The sequence below is a fragment of the Streptomyces sp. NPDC046977 genome (genome assembly GCF_040644455.1).
In the GTDB taxonomy this organism is placed as follows: Bacteria; Actinomycetota; Actinomycetes; order Streptomycetales; family Streptomycetaceae; genus Actinacidiphila.
Genome location: NZ_JBEYWO010000022.1, coordinates 1 through 23,107, shown reverse-complemented (window position 1 = coordinate 23,107; position 23,107 = coordinate 1). Strand labels below are relative to the sequence as shown.

Here is a 23,107-nt window from a genome sequence, read left to right as displayed (position 1 = left end):
GGACCGGAGGGTCAGCTGCGCCAGCTGTGCGGCGCGCTGAAGCCGGACTGCCGCTCCAGGCGGCGCCAGCCGGCCGTGGAGCGGGGGTTGACGAAGGCGGTCGCGTCCTGGCCCTGGGCCGCGGCGCGGGCGAGGAGGACGGCCGTCAGGGCGGCCAGTTCCTCGTCGCTGGCGTGGCCGCGCTCGACGCGAACGAGCGCCGCGGCGGAGCTGTCGGCAGGAGTGCTCACGGGGTCGGTCTCCCTTACTGGGGCGGGTTGCCGTGCTTGCGGGACGGCAGGTCGGCGTGCTTGGTACGCAGCATGGCGAGCGAGCGGATGAGGACCTCGCGGGTCTCGGCGGGGTCGATCACGTCGTCCACGAGGCCGCGCTCGGCCGCGTAGTACGGGTGCATCAGCTCGGACTTGTACTCCTTGACCATGCGGGCGCGCATGGCCTCGGGGTCGTCGGCGTCGGCGATCTGCCGCCGGAAGATGACGTTGGCGGCACCCTCGGCGCCCATCACGGCGATCTCGTTGGTGGGCCAGGCGTAGGTCAGGTCGGCACCGATCGACTGGCTGTCCATGACGATGTAGGCACCTCCGTACGCCTTGCGCAGGATCAGCGAGATGCGCGGCACGGTGGCGTTGCAGTACGCGTACAGCAGCTTGGCGCCGTGCCGGATGATGCCACCGTGCTCCTGGTCGACGCCCGGGAGGAAGCCGGGGACGTCCAGAAGAGTGATGAGCGGGATGTTGAAGGCGTCGCACATCTGCACGAACCGGGCCGACTTCTCGCTGGCCTCGATGTCGAGCACACCCGCCAGGGAGGCGGGCTGGTTGGCGATGATGCCGACCACCTGGCCGTCGAGGCGGGCCAGGGCGACGATGATGTTGGTCGCCCAGCGCTCGTGGATCTCCAGGTACTCGCCCTCGTCGACGATCTCCTCGATCACCTGGTGCATGTCGTAGGAGCGGTTGCCGTCGGCCGGGACGATGTCCAGCAGGACGTCGCCGCGCCGGTCGGCCGGGTCGCTGGTGGGGGCCGACGGCGGGTTCTCGCGGTTGTTCTGCGGCAGCATCGACAGCAGGTAGCGGACCTCCTCCAGGCAGGTCTGCTCGTCGTCGTACGCGAAGTGCGAGACACCGGAGATCTCGGAGTGGACGTCGGCGCCGCCGAGCCCGTTCTGCGTGATCTTCTCGCCGGTGACGGCCTGGACGACGTCCGGGCCGGTGATGAACATCTGCGAGGTCTCGCGGACCATGAAGACGAAGTCGGTGAGCGCCGGGGAGTACGCGGCGCCGCCGGCGCACGGGCCGAGCATCACCGAGATCTGCGGGATGACACCGGAGGCGCGGGTGTTGCGCTGGAAGATGCCGCCGTAGCCGGCGAGCGCGGAGACGCCCTCCTGGATACGGGCGCCGGCGCCGTCGTTCAGCGAGACCAGCGGGGCGCCGGCCGCGATGGCCATGTCCATGATCTTGTGGATCTTGGAGGCGTGGGCCTCGCCCAGCGCGCCGCCGAAGATCCGGAAGTCGTGTGCGTACACGAAGACGGTGCGGCCGTGGACGGTGCCCCAGCCGGTGATGACGCCGTCGGTGTACGGCTTCTTCGCCTCCAGGCCGAAACCGGAGGCACGGTGCCGGCGCAGCGGCTCGACCTCGCTGAAGGTCCCCTCGTCGAGCAGCAGGTCGATCCGCTCGCGGGCGGTCAGCTTGCCCTTGGCCTTCTGGGCCTGGGTGGCCTTCTCGCTGGGGCCGAGCCGGACCTGCTCGCGGATCGCGTGCAGTTCCGCGACGCGCCCGCGCGCGTCGTTCGCCGGCTGGGCGGCTTCGCCGCCGTCCTCGGCCTCGGCAGGCTGGGTCGGCACCTCGTCCAAAACGCTCATGACATCGACCATACGAGCGCAGGGCCCTCGGAAACGGCGTCCACTTCGTACAGTGTCCGGACCCGCATCATGGAGCATCTGGACAGAACCAACACAAGAAATGCCCCGCACGGCACGTGCGAGGCCCTTTCTTTGTAGCGGTCGTCCACCCGGACTTCAGTGAACGGTCAGCGTCCGGTCACCGCCGCGGCCAGCGCGAGGACACGCCGGGCGTCATCCACATGGAGGTTCTCGATCATCCGCCCGTCGACCGTGACGACTCCCCGGCCCTCGGCCGCGGCGGCCTCGAACGCCTCGATGATGCGCCGGGCCTTGTGGGTTTCCTCCTCCGAGGGGGCGAAGACCCTGTTGCAGACCTCCACCTGCTTCGGGTGGATCAGCGTCTTGCCGTCGAAGCCGAACTGCCGGCCCTGGACGCACTCCGCCTCGAAGCCCGCCAGGTCCTGCACGTCGTTGTAGACGCCGTCCAGGATCGCCTTGCCCGCCTCGCGGGCGCCCAGCAGGGCCAGCGACAGCCCGGTCAGCAGGGGGGCCCGGCCGGGGACGTGCTCGGCGTGCAGTTCCTTCGCCAGGTCGTTGGTGCCCATCACCAGCACCGTGAGCCGCTCGGAGGCGGCCGCGACGGCACGGGCGTCCAGCATGGCGCGCGGGGTCTCGACCATCGCCCAGATCGCGGTGCGGTCGGGGGCGCCCGCGGCCTCCAGGGCCCGCTCGACGGCGTGCACGGTGGCCGCGGAGTCCACCTTGGGGACGACCACGGCGTCGGGGCCGGCCTCGGCGGCGGCCCGCAGGTCGTCCTCGTGCCACGGGGTGCCGGGCGCGTTCACCCGGATGGTCAGCTCCCGCGGCCCGTACTCCCCGGATGCGGCCGCGGCGGCGACCCGCTTGCGGGCCTCGGCCTTGGCGTCGGGGGCGACGGAGTCCTCCAGGTCGAGGATGAGCGCGTCGGTGGGGAGGCTCTTGGCCTTCTCCAGGGCGCGCTCGTTCGCGCCGGGCATGTACAGCACGGAGCGGCGGGGCCGCAGGGTCGCCTCGGTCATCGGCTCTGCTCCTTCCAGGCGGCCTCGTACGCCTCGGCCAGTTCGGGGTCCCGGGCGGCCAGCGCGTCCGCCAGGTCGACGACGACCTTGCACTGCTTCACCGTCGCGTCGTCCTGCATCTTGCCGTCGAGCATCACCGCGCCCGTGCCGTCGCCCATCGCGTCGATCACCCTGCGCGCCCAGGCCACGTCGGCCGGGGCCGGGGAGAAGACCCGCCTGGCGATGTCGATCTGCACCGGGTGCAGGCTCCACGCGCCGACGCAGCCCAGCAGGAAGGCGTTGCGGAACTGGTCCTCGCAGGCCGTGGTGTCCTTGATGTCGCCGAAGGGGCCGTAGTACGGCAGGATGCCGTGCGCGGCGCAGGCGTCGACCATGCGGGCGATGGTGTAGTGCCACAGGTCCTGCTGGTAGGTCAGCCGCGGCAGCTCGACATCGGGGTCCTTCGGGTCCTCCCGCACGAGGTACCCCGGGTGTCCCCCGCCGACGCGGGTGGTCTTCATACGGCGGCTGGCCGCGAGGTCGGCCGGGCCGAGCGAGATGCCCTGCATCCGCGGGCTGGCCCCGGCGATCTCCTCGACATTGGCCACGCCCGAGGCGGTCTCCAGGATCGCGTGCACGAGGATCGGGCGGCGCACCCCGGCCCGGGCCTCCAGCTGGGCGAGCAGCCGGTCGACGTAGTGGATGTCCTCGGCGCCCTCGACCTTGGGCACCATGACGACGTCGAGCCGGTCGCCGATCTCGGTGACGAGCGTGATCAGGTCGTCCAGGGCCCACGGCGAGTCGAGGCTGTTGACCCGCGTCCACAGCTGTGTGTCGCCGAAGTCGGTGCCCTTCGCGATCGCGACCAGGCCCGCCCGCGCGGCCTCCTTGCGGTCGGCGGCGACGGCGTCCTCCAGATTGCCCAGCAGGACGTCCACGGTGGGCGCGATGGAGGGGACCTTGGCCGCCATCTTCTCGTTGCCCGGATCGAAGAAGTGGATCATCCGCGAGGGCCGGAACGGTACCTCCCGTACGGGGGCCGGGGCCCCCACGGCCAGCGGTCGGAAGAAGTCCTTCGCGGAACGCATGCGGTCTCCCAGGGTTCGAGGGTGGGGAGCGTACGGCGTTCACCCTATGATCCGCCGGGGTTCGGCGTTACTGGTCAGTACGTGTGCTGTTGGTCACCGAGCGTCCACGGCCCCGGCGGCGACAGGGGCACGCAGCGGCGCGCCGGTGCGCCGTCCGGGTGACGGCGCACGGCCCCCGAGGGCGCCCCGGGCGTGGTCGAATGGGCTTTCCGCCGATCCGGGAGGGAACACCGCCGATGACCGCCGCGACCGTGCACAGCCTCACCCACTACCCCGTGAAGGGCTGCGCGGGCGTGCCCGTGAGCCGTGCCGAGGTGACCGCCACCGGACTGGCCCACGACCGGGTGTTCATGGTGGTGGACGCCGCCGACGGCACCTTCCGCAGCCAGCGCAAACTGCCGCGGATGGCCGTGGTCCGGGCCGAGGTGGCCGACGACGGCAAGCACCTGGCGCTGGCGGCGCCCGGCGCCGGGCAGTTGCGGGTGGAGGTGGCGCACGAGGGGGCGCTGCGCGAGGTGAGCATGTTCGACCGGCCGCTCGGCACGGCGGTCGACCAGGGCGAGGAGGCGGCCCGCTGGCTCTCCGACGCCCTGGGGCAGCCCTCGCGGCTGGTGCGGGTGCGGCCCGGCTTCGACCGGGACGGCTGGGGCGAGCACCCCGGAAAGGTCAACTTCGCGGACGCGCACGCCCTTTCGGTCGCGTCGCTGGCCTCGCTCGACGAGCTCAACCGGCGCATCCGGGAGCGCGGCGGTGCCCCGGTGCCCGTCGACCGCTTCCGCGCGAACATCGTGGTCGAGGGCTGGTCCGAGCCGCACACCGAGGACCGGGTGCGCCGCATGACCGCCGGCAGCGCGGTGCTGGGGTACTCCGTCCGCGCGGTCCGCTGCGCGGTCCCGATGGTCGACCAGGCCACGGGGCGCAGCGCCGGGCCCGAGCCGGTGCGCACCCTGGCGGACTACCGGCGGGAGCCGGAGTACGGGAACAGGGTGAGCTTCGCGATGAAGGCGGCCGTGCTGCGGCCGGGAGTCGTCGCGGTCGGCGACCGCATCGAGGTCCAGGCGTGGGAGTGAGCGCCGGCGTCGCGGCCTCGGGCGCGCACGGGCCCGGCGGCGCGGCGCTCGCGCCACCGGGCCGGGTCAACGGCGCTTCTTCGAAAGGCTGTTGAGGTCAGCAGCCGCCGCAGTTGTAGTAGAGGACGTCCCAGTGGTTGCCCTCGTCGGCGTAGATGTTGCCGGAGCCCGACTGGTACTGGGGCGCGCCGTCGCCGCGCAGGCCGATGTAGGCGAACGAGCCGTGGATGTAGTTGGTGACGCAGCTGTTCTTGCCGTAGTCGAGCTTGTAGCCGTTCCAGTGCGAGTACGTACCGCTCGCGTGCCCGGTCTCGGTGCCACCGGTGATGTTCAGGGCGCAGCCGCTCGCGTGCTTGAGCGTCACGGCACCTTGCGCGGTGGCCTGGTTCAGCTGGTCGAACGACGTACAGGTGGCGTTGTTGCGGTTGGAGCAGCCGCCGGACGACGACCAGGTGATCCCGGCGGACCGGAACATGGCCGTGGCCTGGGCGTGCGTCAGTTTCGTGACGGCGTACGCGTCGTGCGGGGCGGCGAGCCCGGCGCCGGGCGCGAAGAGCACGCCGAGCGCGAGGACGAGCGCGCTCACGGCGGAGCGGAACTTCATGGGGGAACCCTCCTGCTGATGACCGTGCATCCTGTGGGGCGGCTGTGCAGGTGGAGCAGGAGGAGTGTTCCCGCGTTCTACGCGCGTATGCGCGGGAGTTGGACCCGGACGGTCTCACGCGGAAGGCCCCGCTGAGCGTGCGGCGGGGCCTTCGCGGGCCGACCGGCCGGGCATCCGCCCGTTACGGGAGGTCGCAGATCTGCGTCCAACCGTTGTTGTATCCGTTGCGGTAGCCCGTCCGGTAGTCCTGTCCGGGCTCCCTCGGGTTGAAGTTGAACCCGAACGCGTTGCAGGATCCGGGGGCACCCTGCTGGGCGTCCGAGAGCCCGTCCCGGTTGCCCTGCTGGAAGCCGCGCTGAGTGGCGGTCAGCGAGGGGACGACCTTGCCGTGCGAGGCGGTCGCCGCCGCGTCCACGTGCGTGGGTGCGGCCGAGGCCTGCGACATCATGGCGGGCGAGAACGCGAGAGCCGTGGCTGCGGCGAGCGGGCTGGCCAGAAGTGCGATGGTTCGCTTCACGCGCATTTCGTGTCTTCTTCCTTCGAGACCGTGAACGCACGGACGGTGCCTCGACCTGACCGGGGCGCACGAGTCGTGCCGTGATGAGTCAGGGAGCAAGAACTGCACTGCGATGCGCTGGGCACCGTCCAGCCGGCGGATTCCGGCTTCCGCCACCGTACGGCTGCGGTTTGTACTCTCCGCAACGGCGGCGTCCGTATTTCGACCGTAGCCACCCCTGGGGAAATTGTCCACCTTTGGGCTAACGCACCTGATTGATTCGTCAACCGCTCCAACATCCGCTGCCGGAAAGGTGGATGCCTGTGGCAATCAATACGCGGTACGCCTCTCCGCAGGCATTTCTGACGGCCCATGGGAAATGCGCGGAAAATGCGGACGCGGGCCCGGCCCGCGTCCGCATTGCTCCTTTCCCGGCACCGCGCCCCGCGCTCAGTCCCGGCGCGGCTCGACCCCCGCGCGCAGCAGCCCGTACGCGTAGGCGTCGTCCAGCGCCTGCCAGGAGGCGGCGATGACGTTCTCGCCGACACCGACCGTGGACCATTCGGACGTGCCGTCCGAGGTGGAGATGAGCACCCGGGTCGTGGACTCGGTGCCGTGCTTGCCCTCCAGGATGCGGACCCGGTAGTCGACCAGCTCCAGCTTCGCCAATTGCGGGTACGTACGCTCCAGCGCGACACGCAGCGCCCGGTCCAGGGCGTTGACGGGGCCGTTGCCCTCGGCGGTGCCCACCATGCGCTGGCCGTCGGCCCAGACCTTGACGGTCGCCTCATTCGCGTGGATGCCGTCGGGGCGGTCCTCCACGATCGCGCGCCAGGACTCGACGCGGAAGTAGCGGATGGGCCGGCCCTCGATCTCCTCGCGCAGCAGGAGTTCGAAGGAGGCGTCGGCCGCCTCGTAGGTGTAGCCCGCGAGTTCGCGTTCCTTGACCCGTTCGACGACCCGGCCGATCAGCTCGCGGTCCCCTCCGAGGTCGACGCCGAGCTCCTTGCCCTTGAGCTCGACGGAGGCCCGGCCCGCCATGTCGGACACCAGCATGCGCATGGTGTTGCCGACGAGTTCGGGGTCGATGTGCTGGTACAGGTCGGGGTCGACCTTGATGGCGGAGGCGTGCAGACCCGCCTTGTGGGCGAATGCGGAGACTCCCACGTACGGCTGGTGCGTGGAGGGCGTGAGATTGACGACCTCGGCGATCGCGTGCGAGATCCGGGTCATGTCGGCGAGCGCGCCCTCGGGCAGCACGGTGCGGCCGTACTTGAGCTCCAGCGCCGCGACGACGGGGAAGAGGTTGGCGTTGCCGACCCGCTCGCCGTAGCCGTTGGCGGTGCACTGCACGTGCGTGGCGCCCGCGTCGACCGCGGCGAGGCTGTTGGCGACCGCGCACCCGGTGTCGTCCTGGGCGTGGATGCCCAGGCGGGCGCCGGTGTCGGCCAGGACGGTGCGGACGACGGCGGTCACCTGCGCGGGCAGCATCCCGCCGTTGGTGTCGCACAGCACGACGACATCGGCGCCGGCCTCGTGCGCGGCGCGGACGACGGCCTTGGCGTAGACCGGGTTGGCCTGGTAGCCGTCGAAGAAGTGCTCGCAGTCGACGAAGACCCTGCGGCCCTCGGCGCGCAGGTGGGAGACGGTGTCCCGGACCATCTCCAGGTTCTCCTCCAGCGTGGTGCGCAGTGCCAGCTCGACATGGCGGTCGTGCGACTTCGCGACCAGCGTGATGACCGGGGCCCCGGACTCCAGCAGCGCCTTGACCTGCGGGTCCTCGGCGGCGCTGCCTCCGGGGCGGCGGGTGGCGCCGAAGGCGACCAGTTGCGCGTGGCGCAGGTCGAGCTCGCCGGCGGCCCGGGCGAAGAACTCGGTGTCGCGCGGGTTGGCGCCGGGCCAGCCGCCCTCGATGAATCCCACCCCGAAGTCGTCCAGGTGCCGGGCGATCGTCAGCTTGTCGGCGACGGTGAGGTTGATGCCCTCGCGCTGCGCGCCGTCGCGCAGCGTGGTGTCGAAGACGTGGAAGCTGTCGTCCAGTACGGCCGTCATGGTCTGATCCAACTCCTGTCGGGTGAGTGGTTCCGGAAAACCGGGATCCACTTGCCCCCATTTTCCCTCGCGCTGGTCCGCGCCCGGCACGGGTGGGCCGGGAAACGAAAAAACCTCTCGCGGGTGCGAGAGGTCTGCGCGCGGGTCTGGGACACGGTGATCGCTTCCGCCGAGGTCTGCGGTGAGCGGTCACTGAGGACCGGCGCGCCTGCTGCCAATAATCATGACGAACGAGGGCACGTTCGCAGTCTGCCACACGCCCGCCGACGGGTGGGACACGGTCTCACTATGCGGGCGACAGGGCCTCGTCCAGGAACTCCTTGACGTGCCCGAGCGCCTGTTCGCGGTCCATGCCCGGGAGCCCGATCACCAGCGGCACCCCGAAACCGTCCAGCAGCGCCCGCAGCCGCACCGTCGTCCGCTCGGGATCCACCGGCCGGAAGTCGCCGCGGGAGATGCCCTCGGCGAGCAGCGCGACCAGGTCCCGGTGCCAGACCAGTTCCAGTTCGAGCTGGCGGCGCAGGACGTCCTCGGCGGCCGTGGTCCGGTTCCAGACCTCCGACCACAGGGTCCAGCGCGGATCGCGGCGGCCGCCCGGCAGATAGAGGCCGATCACCGCGTCCAGCCGCTCACGGGTGGACGCGGTGCGGCCGAGGACGCGCCGGCGTTCCGCCGCGAGCTGCTCCTCGCTCCACTCCAGGGTCTGCAGCAGCAACTCGTCCTTGCTGCCGAAGTAGTAGAGGATGTGGCCGCTGCTCATGCCCACCTGGCGGCCGAGGCCCGCCATCGTCAGCTCGGCCAGCCCGCGTTCGGCGATCGTCGCCATGGCGGCGGCCATCACCTCCTCGCGCGGCTGCTTGAGCCGCCTCCGGGGGCGGGCGGATCCGGTCACCTTGTGTCCTTCGGGGGCGGTCGTGTCACACCTGCGGCTGCTGCTGGGTGATGCAATGGATGCCACCACCGTGCGCGAAGATCGTACGGGCGTCGACGAGCACGACCTCACGGTCCGGGAAGAGCCGCTCGAAGATCGCCTTGTTGACCTCGTCGGCGGGGTCGTCGAAGGCGCACAGGATCACCGCGCCGTTGCAGAGGTAGTGGTTGACGTAACTGTGGTCCACCGGCTCGCCGTCGCTCTCCCGCACCCGCGGCGCGGGCAGCTCCACGACCTCCAGCCGCCGTCCCCGGGCGTCGGTGGCGGCCCGCAGCAGGGCGGCGGCCTCCCGCGAGACGGCGTGGTCGGGGTGGGACGGGTCGCGCTGGTCGTGCACGACGACGACGCCGGGGCGGACGAAGGCCGCGACGATGTCCACGTGCCCGCGGGTGCCGAAGCGCCCGTAGTCGGCGGTGAGGCCGCGCGGCAGCCAGATCGCCTCGCGAGTGCCGAGGAAGGCGTGGATCTCGGCCTCGGCCCGCTCCCGGCTCCAGCCGGGGTTGCGGCCCGGGTCGAGCTGCACGGTCCCGGTGAGCAGCACGGTGCCCTCGCCGTCCACGTGGATCCCGCCGCCCTCGTTGACGAAGGAGGTCGCGTAGCGGCGGGCGCCGGCCTTCTCCGCGACCAGGGCGCCGATCCGGGCGTCGTGCTCCCAGGACGCCCATTCCTGGGCGCCCCAGCCGTTGAACGTCCAGTCCGCGGCGGCCAGTCGGCCGTCGCCGGTGAGGAAGGTGGGGCCGATGTCGCGCATCCATGCGTCGTCCAGCGGCGCCTCGGCGACCGTGGCGGCGGTCCCCAGCGCCTCTCGTGCCCCGGCGGCGTCCTCGGGGCGGGCCACGACCGTCACCGGCTCGAAGCGGGCGACCGCCCTCGCCACCGCGGCCCACGCGGCACGCGACGCGGCCAGGTCCTCCGCGCCGTCGAAGGTCGTGCTGGGGGACGGCCATGCCATCCAGGTGCGGGCGTGGGGGGCCCACTCGGCGGGCATCACGTAGCCGTCGGCGGCGGGGGTTGCGGGCATGGTGCTGGTCCTTGTCACAAGAAGTAGAGACGGCTGAGCGACACCTGTTCCGCGGGCTCGGAGCGCAGCGGGTCGCCGTCGAGCGTCACCAGGCCCGTGCGCCCGTCGACGTCCACCTGTCCCGTACGGGAGTTGAGGACGAGGTCGGCCGGGCCGATGCCGCGGGTGCCGCGCACGGCGACCCGCCGGCGCCGGGTGGGCATGCGGTCGTGCTCCAGGTCCAGTGCGGCCCGGGCGACGAAGGCCACCGACAGGTCGGCGGCGGTGGCGCCGTGGGCCCCGAACAGCGGCCCGAGCACCAGGGGTTCGCAGGTGTCGGTGGCGGCGCCCGGATCGCCGGTCACGCCGTAGGCGGGGAAGCCGGACTTGAGCACCATCTGCGGCTTGGCCCCGAAGTACTCCGGCCGCCACAGCACGATGTCGGCGAGCTTGCCGGGCTCGATCGAGCCGATCTCGTGGGCCAGGCCGTGGGCGATGGCCGGGTTGACGGTCAGCTTGGCGATGTAGCGCAGGACGCGGGCGTTGTCGTCGTCCGGGCCGTCGCCCTCCAGGGGGCCGGACTCGGCCTTCATCTTCCCGGCCATGGCGAAGGTGCGGCGCACGGTCTCCCCGGCGCGGCCCATGCCCTGGGCGTCGGAGGAGGTGATGCCGATCGCGCCCAGGTCGTGCAGCACGTCCTCGGCGCCCATCGTCCCCGCGCGGATGCGGTCGCGGGCCATCGCGGCGTCGCCGGGCAGGTCCGGCTTGAGGTCGTGGACGGAGACGATCATGCCGTAGTGCTCGGCGACCGCGTCGCGGCCGAAGGGCAGCGTGGGGTTGGTCGACGAGCCGATGACGTTCGGCACCCCGGCCATCTTCAGCACATTGGGGACGTGGCCGCCGCCGCAGCCCTCGATGTGGAAGGCATGGATCGTGCGGCCCTCCAGCACCCGCAGGGTGTCCTCCACCGACAGGCACTCGTTCAGGCCGTCGCTGTGCAGCGCCACCTGGACGTCGTGCTCCTCGGCGACCCGCAGCGCGGTGTCCAGGGCGCGGGTGTGGGCGCCCATGTCCTCGTGGACCTTGAAGCCGCAGGCGCCGCCCTCGGCCAGCGCCTCCACCAGCGGCGCCGGGTCCGAGGACGAACCTCGGCCCAGGAAGCCGATGTTGACCGGCCATGCGTCGAAGGCGTTGAAGGCGTGCCGCAGCGCCCAGGGCGAGTTGACGCCGACCCCCCACACGGGCCCGAACTCCTGCCCGATGATCGTGGTCACGCCGGAGGCCAGCGAGGCCTCCATGATGCGCGGCGACAGCAGGTGCACGTGGGTGTCGACGGCGCCGGCGGTGGCGATCAGCCCCTCGCCGGAGACGATGGACGTGCCCGTGCCGACCACGACGTCCACCCCGTCGAGCGTGTCGGGGTTGCCGGCCCGCCCGACGGCGTGGATGCGGCCCTCGCGGATGCCGATGGAGACCTTGCGGATGCCGACCGCCGTGTCGATGACCAGCACATTGCTGATCACCACGTCGCAGGTCTCCCGTACGGCGGCGGCCTTCAGCGCCAGCCCGTCGCGGGCGGTCTTGCCGAAGCCGGCCAGGAACTCGTCACCGGGGCGCTGCGAGTCCGACTCGACGCGGACCACCAGGCCCGAGTCGCCCAGCCGGACCCGGTCGCCGGCGCGCGGCCCGTGCACGGCGGCGTACTCGTACGGATCGATGCTCATCGCTCCGCCCCCAGATAGCCGCACGCCGCGGCGCGCCGCAGTGCCTCCTGTCGCGCGCCGGGCGCGTCCAGCGGCCCGTCGACGAGCCCCGCGAAGCCGATCGCGATCCGGTCGCCGCCGATCGGGACGAGGCCCACCTCCCGCTCCTCCCCCGGCCCGAAGCGCACCGAGGACCCGGCCGGCACGTTCAGCCGCATGCCGTAGGCCGCCGAGCGGTCGAAGTCCAGCCGGGGGTTGGCCTCGAAGAGGTGGAAGTGCGAGGTGACGCTGACCGGGACCGGAGCGGTGTTGCGCACGGTCAAGAACACCTCGGACGGCCGCTCGGGCAGGGCGGGGCCGGGCAGCACCGCACCGGGCGCCCGTTCCCGCAGGGCGCCGCCGCCGATCGGGTCGCCGACCACGGCCAGCCGCGAGCCGTCGTCGAAGACGGCCTCGACATGGACCTCGGTCACGATGTCCGCCACACCGGGCAGCACGTCGTCGGGACCGAGCACGGCGCGGCCGGCCGCGACGGCCTCCGCGAGACGCGCGCCGTCGCGCGCGGCCTCGCAGACCGCGTCGGCGATCAGCGCGGTGGCTTCCGGCACGTTCAGACGCAGCCCCCGGGCGCGGCGCGCCCGCGCCAGTTCGGCCGCGCCGAAGAGCAGCAGCCGGTCACGTTCTGTCGGGGTCAGCCGCACGCTTCCGCACCTCCCACGAGGGTCGCCGGGACACCGTTTAGAACGCCACTCTAAAGCGCGACGTCCGATGAGGGAAACTCTGGCCAGCCCTTGCCCGTCCTGGCGCTGCAGCTCCACCTTGAACGGCGTTCGAGGAATCCCGCACGGACAACCGCGCCGGGGAGACGCGGGAAACGCGAAGCGGCCGCACGCGGCCCCGGACAGTGCTCCGGGACCGCGTGCGGCCGCTTCGGACGTCGTGCGCCCCGCGAGGGGTCAGGAACCCAGCGGGTGCATCCAGCCGTGCGTGTCGGGGGCCTGTCCGGTCTGGATGTCCAGCAGGGCCTTGCGCAGCTTCATCGTGACCTCGCCGGACTTCCCGTCCGCGACGCTCCAGTCCGCCCGCGTGGACTTCACGGAACCGACCGGTGTGATGACCGCGGCGGTGCCGCAGGCGAAGACCTCGGTCAGGGAGCCGTCCGCGTTGCCGTTCTTCCAGTCGTCGACGGAGATGCGGCCCTCGGAGACCTCGTAGCCCAGGTCCTCCGCGATGCGCAGGAGCGAGGCGCGGGTGATCCCGGGCAGCAGCGAGCCGGTCAGCTCCGGGGTGACGATCCTGTCCCCGTACACGAAGTACAGGTTCATGCCGCCCATCTCCTCGATCCAGCGGCGCTCCGTCGCGTCCAGCCAGACGACCTGGTCGCAGCCGTGCTCGATGGCCTGCGCCTGGGCGACCAGGGACGCGGCGTAGTTGCCGCCCGCCTTGGCCGCTCCGGTGCCGCCGGGCGCCGCGCGCACGTACTCCTCGGAGAGCCAGACCGAGACCGGCTTGACGCCGCTGGGGAAGTAGGCGCCGGCCGGGGAGGCGATCACGATGAACAGGTACTCGTTGGCCGGCCGCACGCCGAGCCCCACCTCGGTGGCGAACATGAAGGGCCGCAGGTAGAGCGACTGCTCGCCGGTGCTCGGCACCCACTCGCGGTCCTGGGTGACCAGCGCGTCGCAGGCGGCGATGAAGGTCTCGACGGGGAGCTCGGGCATGGCCAGGCGGCGCGCGGAGGCCTGGAAGCGCTCGGCGTTCGCCTCGGGGCGGAAGGTGGCGACCGAGCCGTCCGGCTGGCGGTAGGCCTTCAGGCCCTCGAAGATCGTCTGCGCGTAGTGCAGCGTCATGTTGGCCGGGTCGATGGACAGCGGCGCGTACGGCACGAGCTCCGCGTCGTGCCAGCCCCTGCCCTCGGTCCACCGGATCGTCACCATGTGGTCGGTGAAGTGGCGGCCGAACCCGGGGTTGGTGAGGATCGCCTCGCGCTGCGCCCGCGGCAGCGGATGCGAGGAGGGCTTGAGCTCGATCGTGGGGATCGTCATAGATGATGTCCTTCGCGTCTGGTCATGGCGGACCGCACCCGCAGTCCTCCAAGGTGCCAGGACATCCGAGTTTCCCCTCGCACAGCGGCCCCACCGCCGATTATCGCAGCGGTGGGGCCGTGGACATACATGTGCGGCCCGAGAGGTCTTGGTCAGTCGTGGGAGTGCGCTGACCGTCCGGGCCGACTGAGGGGCTGACCCGGCGGTCAGCCGGCTACTCGTGCGGCGAGCGTGTCGCCGATCTCACTGGTGCTGCGCGTACCGGAGCGCCCCGCGAGGTCCGCGGCGACCGCGCTCTCGATGCGCTCGGCCTCGGCGTGGTAGCCGAGGTGCTGCAGCAGCAGGGCGACGGACAGCACCGTCGCGGTGGGGTCGGCCTTGCCCTGGCCGGCGATGTCCGGGGCGGAGCCGTGCACCGGCTCGAACATCGACGGGAACGCGCCGCCCGGGTTGATGTTCCCGCTGGCGGCGAGGCCGATGCCGCCGGTCACGGCGGCGGCGAGGTCGGTGAGGATGTCACCGAAGAGGTTGTCGGTGACGATCACGTCGAACCGCTCGGGCTGGGTGACGAAGAAGATCGTCGCCGCGTCCACGTGCAGGTAGTCGGTGGTGACCTCGGGGTACTCCTCGCCGACCTTGTCGAAGATGTTCTTCCACAGGTGGCCGGCGTGCACGAGGACGTTGTTCTTGTGCACCAGCGTCAGCTTCTTGCGCGGACGGGCCTGGGCGCGGGCGTAGGCGTCCCGGACCACCCGCTCGATGCCGAACGCGGTGTTGAGGCTGACCTCGGTGGCCACCTCGTGCGGCGTGCCGGTGCGCAGGGAGCCGCCGTTCCCGACGTACGGGCCCTCGGTGCCCTCGCGGACCACCACGAAGTCGATCCGCGGGTCGCCCGCCAGCGGTCCCTTGACGCCCGGGTAGAGCTTGGAGGGACGGAGGTTGACGTGGTGGTCGAAGGCGAAGCGCAGCTTCAGCAGCAGCCCGCGCTCCAGCACACCGGAGGGCACGGAGGGGTCCCCGACCGCGCCCAGCAGGATCGCGTCGTGCGCCTTCAGCTGCTCCAGCTCCGCGTCGGGCAGGGTCTCGCCCGTCTCGTGCCAGCGCTTGGCGCCGAGGAGGTACTCCTTGGTCTCCAGCTTCACGTCCTGAGGGAGGACGGCGGACAGGACCTTGAGGCCCTCGGCCACGACTTCCTGGCCGATGCCGTCACCGGGGATCACTGCGAGGCTGATGCTGCGAGACATGCCGGTCACCTTACTCGGCCGTCCACTGGATGACACGTGATGTCCGCATGGTGGGCAGCCCGCCCACCCGGCCGGACGGCGCCCAACCGGATGGCCGGGCCCGCCGGGCGGGCGTGCACCCTCACGGCACCAGGGACGGGACGTGCGGACGGATCGTGCGGACGGATCACTTCACCATCGCGCACACGGCCAGGTAGGCGAGCCGGCGCAGACGCCGGAAGGGGTGGGGGACGGTGGCGGTCATCGCTGCTCGTGTCCCGTGGAGCCGCCGTTGTCGCGGCGGTCGAGGGCGCGCTGCAGGGCCTCGGCGGCGTTCTTGCGGGCGGTCTCGTCCATGGTGAACATCTCCCAGGTCAGAAGAGGAGGGTTGCGTCGCCATAGAACGGGGCGGGGAGCGGCGCTGCAGGGGGTGACCTGCCAGAGGTGCGCGGCTCACGACCGCCGGTCGCTGGTGGAGCGAGACGTTCGGCTTCTACAAAGCTAGGACAGCACGGCTCGTCTGTCTCCACAATTACTCGGACTTCCTACTATCTGAGACGGCGAAGGCCCGGCACCCCCCGATCGGGGGATGCCGGGCCCTGCCCCTTGCGGGTCAACCGGGGGCCGGAGCTCAGCCCATGTGCGGGTAGCGGTAGTCGGTCGGCGGCACCAGGGCCTCCTTGATCGACCGCGTAGACGTCCAGCGCATCAGGTTCTGCGCGGCGCCCGCCTTGTCGTTGGTGCCGGAGGCACGGCCGCCGCCGAAGGGCTGCTGGCCGACGACGGCGCCGGTGGACTTGTCGTTGATGTAGAAGTTGCCGGCCGCGAAGCGCAGCCTGGCCATCACGTCGGCGACCGCGGCGCGGTCACGGGCGACGACCGAACCGGTCAGCGCGTAGGAGGCGACCGATTCCATCTGGGTGAGCATCGCCTCGAAGTTCTCGTCCTCGTAGACGTGCACGCCCAGGACCGGGCCGAAGTACTCCTCGCGGAAGATCTCGTGCTCCGGGTCGGAGGAGACCAGCACGGTCGGGCGGACGAACCAGCCGACGCTGTCGTCGTAGCTGCCGCCGGCGACAACCTCGACCGACGGGTCGGCCTTGGCGCGGTCGATGGCGGCCTTGTTCTTGGCGAAGGCGCGGTCGTCGATCACGGCGCCGATGAAGTTGGACAGGTCGGTGACGTCACCCATGGTGAGGCCGTCGACCTCGGCCGCGAACTCCTCCTTGAAGCCGTTCTCCCACAGCGAGCGCGGGATGTAGGCACGGGAGGTGGCCGAGCACTTCTGGCCCTGGTACTCGAAGGCGCCGCGGGTCAGCGCGGTCTTCAGCACCGCCGGGTCGGCGGACGGGTGCGCGACGACGAAGTCCTTGCCGCCGGTCTCGCCGACGATCCGCGGGTAGCTGCGGTACTTCTCGATGTTGGTGCCGACCGTCCTCCACAGGTGCTGGAAGGTCCGGGTGGAACCGGTGAAGTGGATGCCGGCCAGGTCCGGGTGCTCGAGGGCGACCTCGGAGACGGCGATGCCGTCACCGGTGACCAGGTTGATCACGCCCTTGGGCAGCCCGGCCTCCTCCAGCAGCTCCATCAGCAGCACGGCGGAGTGCGTCTGGGTCGGGGAGGGCTTCCACACCACGACGTTGCCCATGAGCGCGGGCGCGGTCGGCAGGTTGCCGGCGATGGCGGTGAAGTTGAACGGGGTGATCGCGTAGACGAATCCCTCGAGCGGGCGGTGGTCCAGGCGGTTCCACACACCGGGCGAGTTGGCGATCGGCTGCTCGGCCAGGATCTGCCGGGCGAAGTGCACGTTGAAGCGCCAGAAGTCGACGAGCTCGCAGGGGCTGTCGATCTCGGCCTGCTGCGCGGTCTTGGACTGGCCGAGCATCGTGGAGGCGGCGATCGTCTCGCGCCAGGGGCCGGCCAGCAGGTCCGCGGCGCGCAGGATGATCGCGGCGCGGTCGTCGAAGGACATCGCGCGCCAGGCCGGCGCGGCGGCCAGCGCCGCCTCGACCGCGTCGCGGGCGTCGTCCTGCGTGGCGTTGGCGTACGTGCCCAGGCGGGCGCCGCGGTTGTGCGGCTGCACGACGTCGAAGCGCTCACCGCCGCCCATGCGCTTCACGCCGCCGATGGTCATGGGCAGCTCGACCGGGTTCCCGGCCAGCTCCTTCAGCTTCGCCTCCAGGCGGGCCCGCTCCGGGCTCCCCGGGGCGTAGGAGTGCACCGGCTCGTTCACCGGGGCGGGGACCTGGGTCACGGCGTCCATGAAAGACATCTCCTTGTGTCCTTGGGGGATCGGGGCGTGGGCTCAGCGGGAGGGGAGGAAGGACCGCAGGAAGAAGGCCAGGTTGGCCGGCCGCTCCGCGAGCCGGCGCATGAAGTACCCGTACCAGTCTGCGCCGTAGGGGACGTAAATGCGCATGCGCTCGCCGTCCTCGGCCAGCCGCCGCTGCTCGGCGGTGCGGATGCCGTAGAGCATCTGGAACTCGTACGAGCCCTGCTTGCGGCCGGCCCGGTGGGCCAGCTCCTGGGCGATCGCGATCAGCCGCGGGTCGTGGGAGCCGACCATCGGGTAGCCCTCGCCCGCCATGAGGATCTTCAGGCAGCGCACATAGGCCCGGTCGACCTCGCCCTTGTCCTGGAGCGCGACGGAGGCGGGCTCCTTGTACGCGCCCTTGACCAGGCGGACCCGCGAGCCGGTGACGGCGAGGCGGCGGGCGTCCTCCTCGGTGCGGAAGAGGTAGGACTGCAGCACCGCGCCCGTGCCCGGGTGGCGCTCGCGCAGCTCGGCGAGGATCGCCAGCGTGGAGTCGACCGTGGTGTGGTCCTCCATGTCGAGCGTGACGGTGGTGCCGATCTCGCTCGCCAGCTCGGCGACCGGGCGGACGTTCTCCAGGGCGATCTCGTGGCCGCCGACCGGCAGCGCCTGGCCGAAGGCGGAGAGCTTGACGGAGACCTCGGCGCGGGTGCCTGCGCCCTCCTCGCGCAGCGCCTCCAGCAGCCGCAGGTACGCGTCCCGCGTCGCCACGGCCGTCGCCTTGTCGGTGACGTCCTCGCCCAGGTGGTCGAGGGTGACCTCCAGGCCGGACGAGGTCAGCGAGCGCACGGTCTCCATCGCGGGCGCCAGCTCGTCGCCGGCGATGAAGCGGTTGACCACCGGACGGGTGATCGGCGCGCCCGCGACGACGCGGCGCATACGGTCGCTGCGCGAGGCGGCGAGCAGTACGGGACCCAGCACGGTCTCCTCCTGGGGCAGGGGCTGCCCAGGGGACAGGCAGCGTCGTCCGTGAAATCTAGGGTTCGCCTACCCCCGTCACCATCGACACCTGTCACGCGTGGGAACGGCGTCCCTCATACAGATGTATGAGGGAGAATGACGGCGTGCGAGGTGACTACCAGGAGCTGGTCGACGAGGTGTCGGCGCTCCTCGGCGCACCCGCGACCCTGGAGGACCGGGACTTCCGGCTGATCGCGTTCGGCGCGCACGACAGCGAGGACGACGCGGTGATGGACCCGGTCCGCACCCGTTCCATCCTGACCCGGCGCTCCACCGCCGAGGTCCGCGCCTGGTTCGAACGGTTCGGCATCGCCCGCGCCACCGGCCCCGTCCACATCCCCGCGGAGGCCGACGCCGGGGTCTTCCGCCCCCGGCTGTGCCTGCCGGCCCGGCACGGCGGCGTGGTGCACGGCTACGTGTGGCTGCTGGAGAGCGCCGGGCACACCCCCGCGCACCTCGCCGCGGCCATGGACGTGGCCGCCCGGATCGGCGCGCTGCTGGCCGCCGAGTCCCGGGCGGGCGCCGACGCCGGCCGCGCGCTGGCCGCCCTGCTCACCGCCCGTCCGGGCCGCGGCCGGGACGGCGCCCGCGAGGAGTTGCGGGCCGCCCTGGGGCCCGACGCGGAGGAGGTGCACGCGCTGGTGTGCGTGCTGCCGTGGCGGTCCGGCGAGGGAGCCGGAGACGGCGCCGAGGCGCCGGGGCCGCGGACGGTGCCGGGCGCGGCCGCCTTGTGCGTACTCCCTCCGGGCGACATCGAGGGCGTCCCGCTGCCCGGGCTCGCGGCGCTCGTACGGCTGCGGTCGGCATCGGTCCCGGCCCCCGCCGTGAGCGCCGCCGGCCGGCTGCTGGAGGGCAACGGCACCCGGCAGGCCGCACCGGACGCACGGGCCGGGGTCAGCGCGCCGCGCCAGGGCCTGGACGCCCTGCCCGGCGCCTGGCACGAGGCCGTGGCCGCCGCCCGGGCCGCCCGGGCGCAGCCGCGGCTCGGCCCCGTCGCCGAATGGGGCGCGATCGGCCCCTACCGGACGCTGGCCGCGCTGCCGTCCGGCGCGGTCGACCCGGCGGTGCGCCCGCTGCTGGAAGCCGCGCACGCCGAACTCGCCCGCACCGCCGAGGTGTTCCTCGACTGCGCGGGACAGGCCGGTCGCGCCGCCGGTGAGCTGCGGATCCACCGGCAGACCCTGTACTACCGGCTGTCGCGCGTCGAGCGCCTCACCGGCCTGGACCTGGACGACGGCGAGGACCGCCTGCTGCTCCACATGGCGCTCAAGGCCGCGCGCCTCGGCGACTGACCGGACTGTTGCCGACCGAAGGGGGCACAAGTAACGTGGCGCGGGGCCTCGGGGGGTCTGACCAGCGCGCGCAGGACGCGGGGGGATCCCGCGCCCGGCTCGGCCGACGGCGGGACAAGGGGATCGGGAACCGGTGACTCACTCCACGGAGGCGTTCGACCGCGAGCGCACGACCCGGCCCGGCATGCCCGCGAAGGACTCCCCCACCTGGCCGCGACCGGACCGCCGGCTGCTGCTCTCCCTCGTGCTGCTGGCGCTGTCGCTGGCCGCCTTCACCGCCCTGTGCCTGTCGATGCCCGTGCCGATGGCCGACATGCAGGTCTACCGGGCCGAGGGCGCGGCCGTCGTGAACGGCACGGACCTGTACGGCTTCACGGTCACCGAGTGGAACCTGCCGGCGACCTACCCGCCCTTCGCCGCGATGCTCTTCGTCCCGGCGACCTGGCTGCCGGTCCCGCTGCTCAAGCTCGTCTTCATGGCCGGCAACCTGGCCCTGCTCGGCCTGCTCGCCCACCTGTCGTGCCGCACCGTCGGCCGGCCGCGGTCGCGCGGTACGCGGTGGACCGTGGTGGTGCTGGCGATGGCGCTCGGGCTGTGGCTGGAGCCGGTGTTCCAGACCATGCTGTACGGCCAGATCAACCTGCTGCTCGCGGTCCTGGTGCTGTGGGACCTCAGCCGGCCGGACGGCGCCCGGGGCAAGGGCGTGGCCATCGGCATCGCGGCCGGTGTCAAGCTCACCCCGGCGATCTTCGCCCTGTACCTGCTGCTGACCGGCCGCCGCAAGGAGGCCGCCGTGGCCGGGGCGAGCTTCGCGGGAACGGCGCTGCTCGGCGCGCTGGCCCTGCCCGGCGCGACCGTCGACTACTGGACCCGCTGCATCTTCGACACCAGCCGGATCGGCAAGGTCTGGATCGTCGACAACCAGTCACTGCAGGGCCTGGTGGCACGTGTCCTGCACACCCCGCACCCGGGGATGATCTGGGCGGCCACGGCGTTCGCCGTGGCCTGCGGCGGACTGGCGCTGTCGGTGTGGCTGGGGCGGCAGGGCCACGAGGCCTGGGGCGTGGTCAGCTGCGCGGTGACGGCCCTGCTGATCACGCCGATCAGCTGGTCCCACCACTGGGTGTGGTGCGTGCCGCTGCTGATCCTGCTGGCCGCGGACGCGCCGCGCTGGGTGCTGCGGGTGACCGCCGTGGTGTTCGTCGCCCGCAGCCTGTGGCTCGTACCGAAGGCCGGCGACCTCGACCTGCACCTGGCGTGGTGGCTGCAGCCGTTCGCGTCCCCGTACCCGGTGCTGGGACTGCTCTTCCTCGCCGCGGTGGCCGTGCGGTTCATGACAGCGCAGGGGCGGCCGTCCCGGATCTCCCGGGACGGCCGCCCCCAGCGGAGCGGGACCGCCGTCAGTTCTCGAGATTGACCGCGCGGGCCGAGGTGGCCCCGATCTCCGCGGCGATGTCGCCCAGCACCGACGCCGGAACGGCGGTGTCGACCGTCAGCGCCACCAGGGCCTCGCCACCGGCCTGGTCACGGGCGACCTGCATGCCGGCGATGTTGACCCCGGCGTCGCCCAGGACACGTCCGATGGTGCCGACGACACCGGGCCGGTCGGTGTAGCGGAGGAAGGCCATGTGGTCGGCGAGCACCAGGTCCACGTCGTCGTCGCCGACGGCCACGATCTTCTGGACGTGCTTCGGGCCTGCGAGCGTGCCGGAGACCGCGACCTCGGTGCCGTCGGACAGCGTGCCGCGGACGGTCACCAGGTTGCGGTGGTCCGGGGACTCGCTGCTGGTGGTCAGGCGCACCTCGACACCGCGTTCCTGCGCGAACAGCGGTGCGTTGACGTAGGAGACCGTCTCGTCCACGACGTCCTCGAAGACGCCCTTGAGGGCGGACAGCTCCAGCACCTTGACGTCGTGCTGGGTGATCTCACCGCGCACCTCGACGTCCAGGCGCACCGCCACCTCGCCGGCGAGCGCGGTGAAGATGCGGCCCAGCTTCTCGGCGAGCGGCAGGCCCGGGCGGACGTCCTCGGCGATCACGCCGCCCTGGACGTTGACCGCGTCCGGCACGAGCTCGCCGGCCAGGGCCAGGCGCACCGAGCGGGCGACGGCGATGCCCGCCTTCTCCTGGGCCTCGTCGGTCGAGGCGCCCAGGTGCGGGGTGGCCACCACGTTGTCGAACTGGAAGAGCGGCGAGTCCGTGCACGGCTCCTTGGCGTACACGTCCAGGCCCGCGCCGCCGACCCGGCCCTCCTTGAGCGCCGCGAACAGCGCCTCCTCGTCCACGATCCCGCCGCGCGCGGCGTTGACGATGCGGACGTGCGGCTTGACCTTGCGCAGCGCCTCCTCCCCGATCAGGCCGACCGTCTCGGGGGTCTTGGGCAAGTGCACCGTGATGAAGTCGGAGACCTCCAGCAGCTCGTCGAGGCTGAGGATCTTCACCCCCATCTGGGCGGCGCGCGCCGGCTGGATGTAGGGGTCGTACGCGACGATCTTCATGCCGAAGGCCGACATGCGCTGCGCGACCAGCGCGCCGATACGGCCGAGGCCGACAACGCCGAGGGTCTTCTCGGCCAGCTCCACGCCGGTGTACTTGTTGCGCTTCCACTCGCCCTGCTTGAGCGCGGCGTTGGCCGGGGCGATGTTGCGCGCGACGGAGATGAGCAGACCGCAGGCGAGTTCGGCGGCGGTGACGATGTTGGAGGTCGGCGCGTTGACGACCATGACGCCGGCCTTGGTGGCGGCGGAGACGTCGACGTTGTCCAGGCCGACGCCCGCGCGGGCCACGACCTTGAGCTTGGGGGCGGCGGCGACTGCCTCGGCGTCGACCTTCGTGGCACTGCGGATCAGGATGGCGTCGGCTTCGGCGATCGCGCTCAGCAACTCGGCTCGGTCCGCGCCGTTGCAGTGCCGGATCTCGAAGTCCGGCCCCAGGGCCTCGACGGTGGCGGGAGAGAGCTCTTCGGCGATGAGTACGACGGGGTTGCTCACGTGAGTCCTCACTAGTCCCTGGCCGGCGGCCGCGTCCCGACGGCCGGAGGCGGTGGAGGGGAGATGGCATGCCGCGTGGAAGACGCACGACGCTGTGAGCCTGACGCGCTTGTTAAGGGAGTGTATCGGCGGCGGGCCCCGCATCCTGCGCCATCACGGAAGGATCACCCGCACGAGGGTGTACGACGTGGCCAAAGCGGACGGTCCCGGAGGCGCGGCGCCTCCGGGACCGTACAAACCGCGGGCGGCATTACGCCTCTTCGTCCACCCAGCTCATGAGCTTGCGGAGCTTCTTGCCGGTGGTCTCCAGCAGGTGGCTCTCGTCGGCCTTCTTGTACTCGTTGTACTTCGGCAGGCCGGCGTTGTACTCGGCGATCCAGTTGTTGGCGAAGGAGCCGTCCTGGATCTCGCCGAGGATCTTCTTCATCTCGGCCTTGGTGGCGTCGGTGATGA

At 71.9% G+C, this 23,107-nt stretch carries 19 protein-coding genes and 1 pseudogene; 3 read left to right on the top strand and 17 right to left on the bottom strand.

Annotation, left to right across the window (positions count from 1 at the left end; genetic code table 11):
- Positions 1–11 precede the first annotated feature (11 nt).
- The 4 genes from ABZ883_RS28655 to ABZ883_RS28640 form a co-directional block, all read right to left on the bottom strand.
- Positions 12–230 carry an acyl-CoA carboxylase epsilon subunit gene (locus tag ABZ883_RS28655; protein WP_360911074.1) on the bottom strand — a complete coding sequence of 73 codons (219 nt, stop codon included), beginning with the start codon at positions 228–230 and terminating at the stop codon, positions 12–14.
- A gap of 14 nt (positions 231–244) precedes the next feature.
- On the bottom strand, positions 245–1,867 hold the full coding sequence (locus tag ABZ883_RS28650) for an acyl-CoA carboxylase subunit beta (RefSeq protein ID WP_360911072.1): 1,623 nt from the start codon (positions 1,865–1,867) through the stop codon (positions 245–247).
- A gap of 167 nt (positions 1,868–2,034) precedes the next feature.
- Positions 2,035–2,907, bottom strand: coding sequence for a CoA ester lyase (locus tag ABZ883_RS28645; protein ID WP_360911071.1), 873 nt, complete (start codon positions 2,905–2,907; stop codon positions 2,035–2,037).
- A complete protein-coding gene (locus tag ABZ883_RS28640; RefSeq protein WP_360911069.1) occupies positions 2,904–3,974 on the bottom strand; it encodes a CoA ester lyase in 1,071 nt (356 codons plus the stop codon). The genes ABZ883_RS28645 and ABZ883_RS28640 overlap by 4 nt, the downstream gene beginning before the upstream one ends.
- A 236-nt stretch (positions 3,975–4,210) precedes the next feature.
- Between ABZ883_RS28640 and ABZ883_RS28635 the strand changes: the two genes are divergently transcribed.
- The gene (locus ABZ883_RS28635; RefSeq protein WP_360911068.1) at positions 4,211–5,044 is read left to right on the top strand and encodes an MOSC N-terminal beta barrel domain-containing protein; all 834 of its coding nucleotides are present in this window, start codon (positions 4,211–4,213) and stop codon (positions 5,042–5,044) included.
- Between the two features lie 97 nt (positions 5,045–5,141).
- Here ABZ883_RS28635 and ABZ883_RS28630 read toward each other — a convergent pair whose 3' ends face one another.
- The 11 genes from ABZ883_RS28630 to ABZ883_RS28580 all read right to left on the bottom strand — a co-directional run bounded on the left by ABZ883_RS28630 (position 5,142) and on the right by ABZ883_RS28580 (position 18,333).
- A complete protein-coding gene (locus tag ABZ883_RS28630; RefSeq protein ID WP_360911066.1) occupies positions 5,142–5,648 on the bottom strand; it encodes a hypothetical protein in 507 nt (168 codons plus the stop codon).
- A gap of 181 nt (positions 5,649–5,829) precedes the next feature.
- Entirely contained in the window at positions 5,830–6,165 is a 336-nt protein-coding gene (locus ABZ883_RS28625) for a hypothetical protein (protein ID WP_360911064.1), read from the bottom strand.
- Positions 6,166–6,594: 429 nt separating this feature from the next.
- Complete coding sequence (gene cimA / locus ABZ883_RS28620) at positions 6,595–8,196, bottom strand: citramalate synthase (RefSeq protein WP_360911062.1); 1,602 nt, start codon at positions 8,194–8,196, stop codon at positions 6,595–6,597.
- 286 nt (positions 8,197–8,482) lie between these two features.
- A complete protein-coding gene (locus tag ABZ883_RS28615) occupies positions 8,483–9,088 on the bottom strand; it encodes a TetR/AcrR family transcriptional regulator (protein WP_360911061.1) in 606 nt (201 codons plus the stop codon).
- A 25-nt stretch (positions 9,089–9,113) separates the two neighbouring features.
- Positions 9,114–10,148, bottom strand: coding sequence for an agmatine deiminase family protein (locus tag ABZ883_RS28610; RefSeq protein WP_360911059.1), 1,035 nt, complete (start codon positions 10,146–10,148; stop codon positions 9,114–9,116).
- 14 nt (positions 10,149–10,162) lie between these two features.
- Complete coding sequence (locus ABZ883_RS28605) at positions 10,163–11,851, bottom strand: urease subunit alpha (protein ID WP_360911057.1); 1,689 nt, start codon at positions 11,849–11,851, stop codon at positions 10,163–10,165.
- Positions 11,848–12,531: an urease subunit gamma gene (gene ureA, locus ABZ883_RS28600; protein ID WP_360911055.1), complete on the bottom strand. Its 684-nt coding sequence runs from the start codon at positions 12,529–12,531 to the stop codon at positions 11,848–11,850. Before ureA ends, ABZ883_RS28605 begins: the two co-directional genes overlap by 4 nt.
- 255 nt (positions 12,532–12,786) lie before the next feature.
- The gene (locus ABZ883_RS28595) at positions 12,787–13,875 is read right to left on the bottom strand and encodes a branched-chain amino acid aminotransferase (protein WP_360911053.1); all 1,089 of its coding nucleotides are present in this window, start codon (positions 13,873–13,875) and stop codon (positions 12,787–12,789) included.
- A gap of 206 nt (positions 13,876–14,081) precedes the next feature.
- Positions 14,082–15,119, bottom strand: a complete 1,038-nt coding sequence (locus tag ABZ883_RS28590) for a 3-isopropylmalate dehydrogenase (protein ID WP_360911051.1) — start codon at positions 15,117–15,119, stop codon at positions 14,082–14,084.
- A 610-nt stretch (positions 15,120–15,729) separates the two neighbouring features.
- Complete coding sequence (pruA, locus tag ABZ883_RS28585; RefSeq protein WP_360911049.1) at positions 15,730–17,361, bottom strand: L-glutamate gamma-semialdehyde dehydrogenase; 1,632 nt, start codon at positions 17,359–17,361, stop codon at positions 15,730–15,732.
- A gap of 42 nt (positions 17,362–17,403) precedes the next feature.
- Positions 17,404–18,333 (bottom strand): proline dehydrogenase family protein, encoded by a 930-nt coding sequence (locus ABZ883_RS28580; RefSeq protein WP_360911047.1) that lies wholly within the window; start codon positions 18,331–18,333, stop codon positions 17,404–17,406.
- A 143-nt stretch (positions 18,334–18,476) separates the two neighbouring features.
- Here ABZ883_RS28580 and ABZ883_RS28575 point away from each other — a divergent pair, with 143 nt between their 5' ends.
- Positions 18,477–19,664, top strand: a complete 1,188-nt coding sequence (locus tag ABZ883_RS28575; protein WP_360911046.1) for a helix-turn-helix domain-containing protein — start codon at positions 18,477–18,479, stop codon at positions 19,662–19,664.
- A gap of 184 nt (positions 19,665–19,848) precedes the next feature.
- On the top strand, positions 19,849–21,081 hold the full coding sequence (locus ABZ883_RS28570; protein ID WP_360911321.1) for a glycosyltransferase 87 family protein: 1,233 nt from the start codon (positions 19,849–19,851) through the stop codon (positions 21,079–21,081).
- Here the strand turns inward: ABZ883_RS28570 and serA are convergent.
- Both serA and ABZ883_RS28560 read right to left on the bottom strand, forming a co-directional pair.
- Positions 21,065–22,654, bottom strand: coding sequence for a phosphoglycerate dehydrogenase (gene serA, locus ABZ883_RS28565; RefSeq protein WP_360911044.1), 1,590 nt, complete (start codon positions 22,652–22,654; stop codon positions 21,065–21,067). The genes ABZ883_RS28570 and serA overlap by 17 nt on opposite strands.
- Positions 22,655–22,904: 250 nt before the next feature.
- Positions 22,905–23,107: pseudogene (locus ABZ883_RS28560) on the bottom strand (ketol-acid reductoisomerase); the annotation flags it as partial.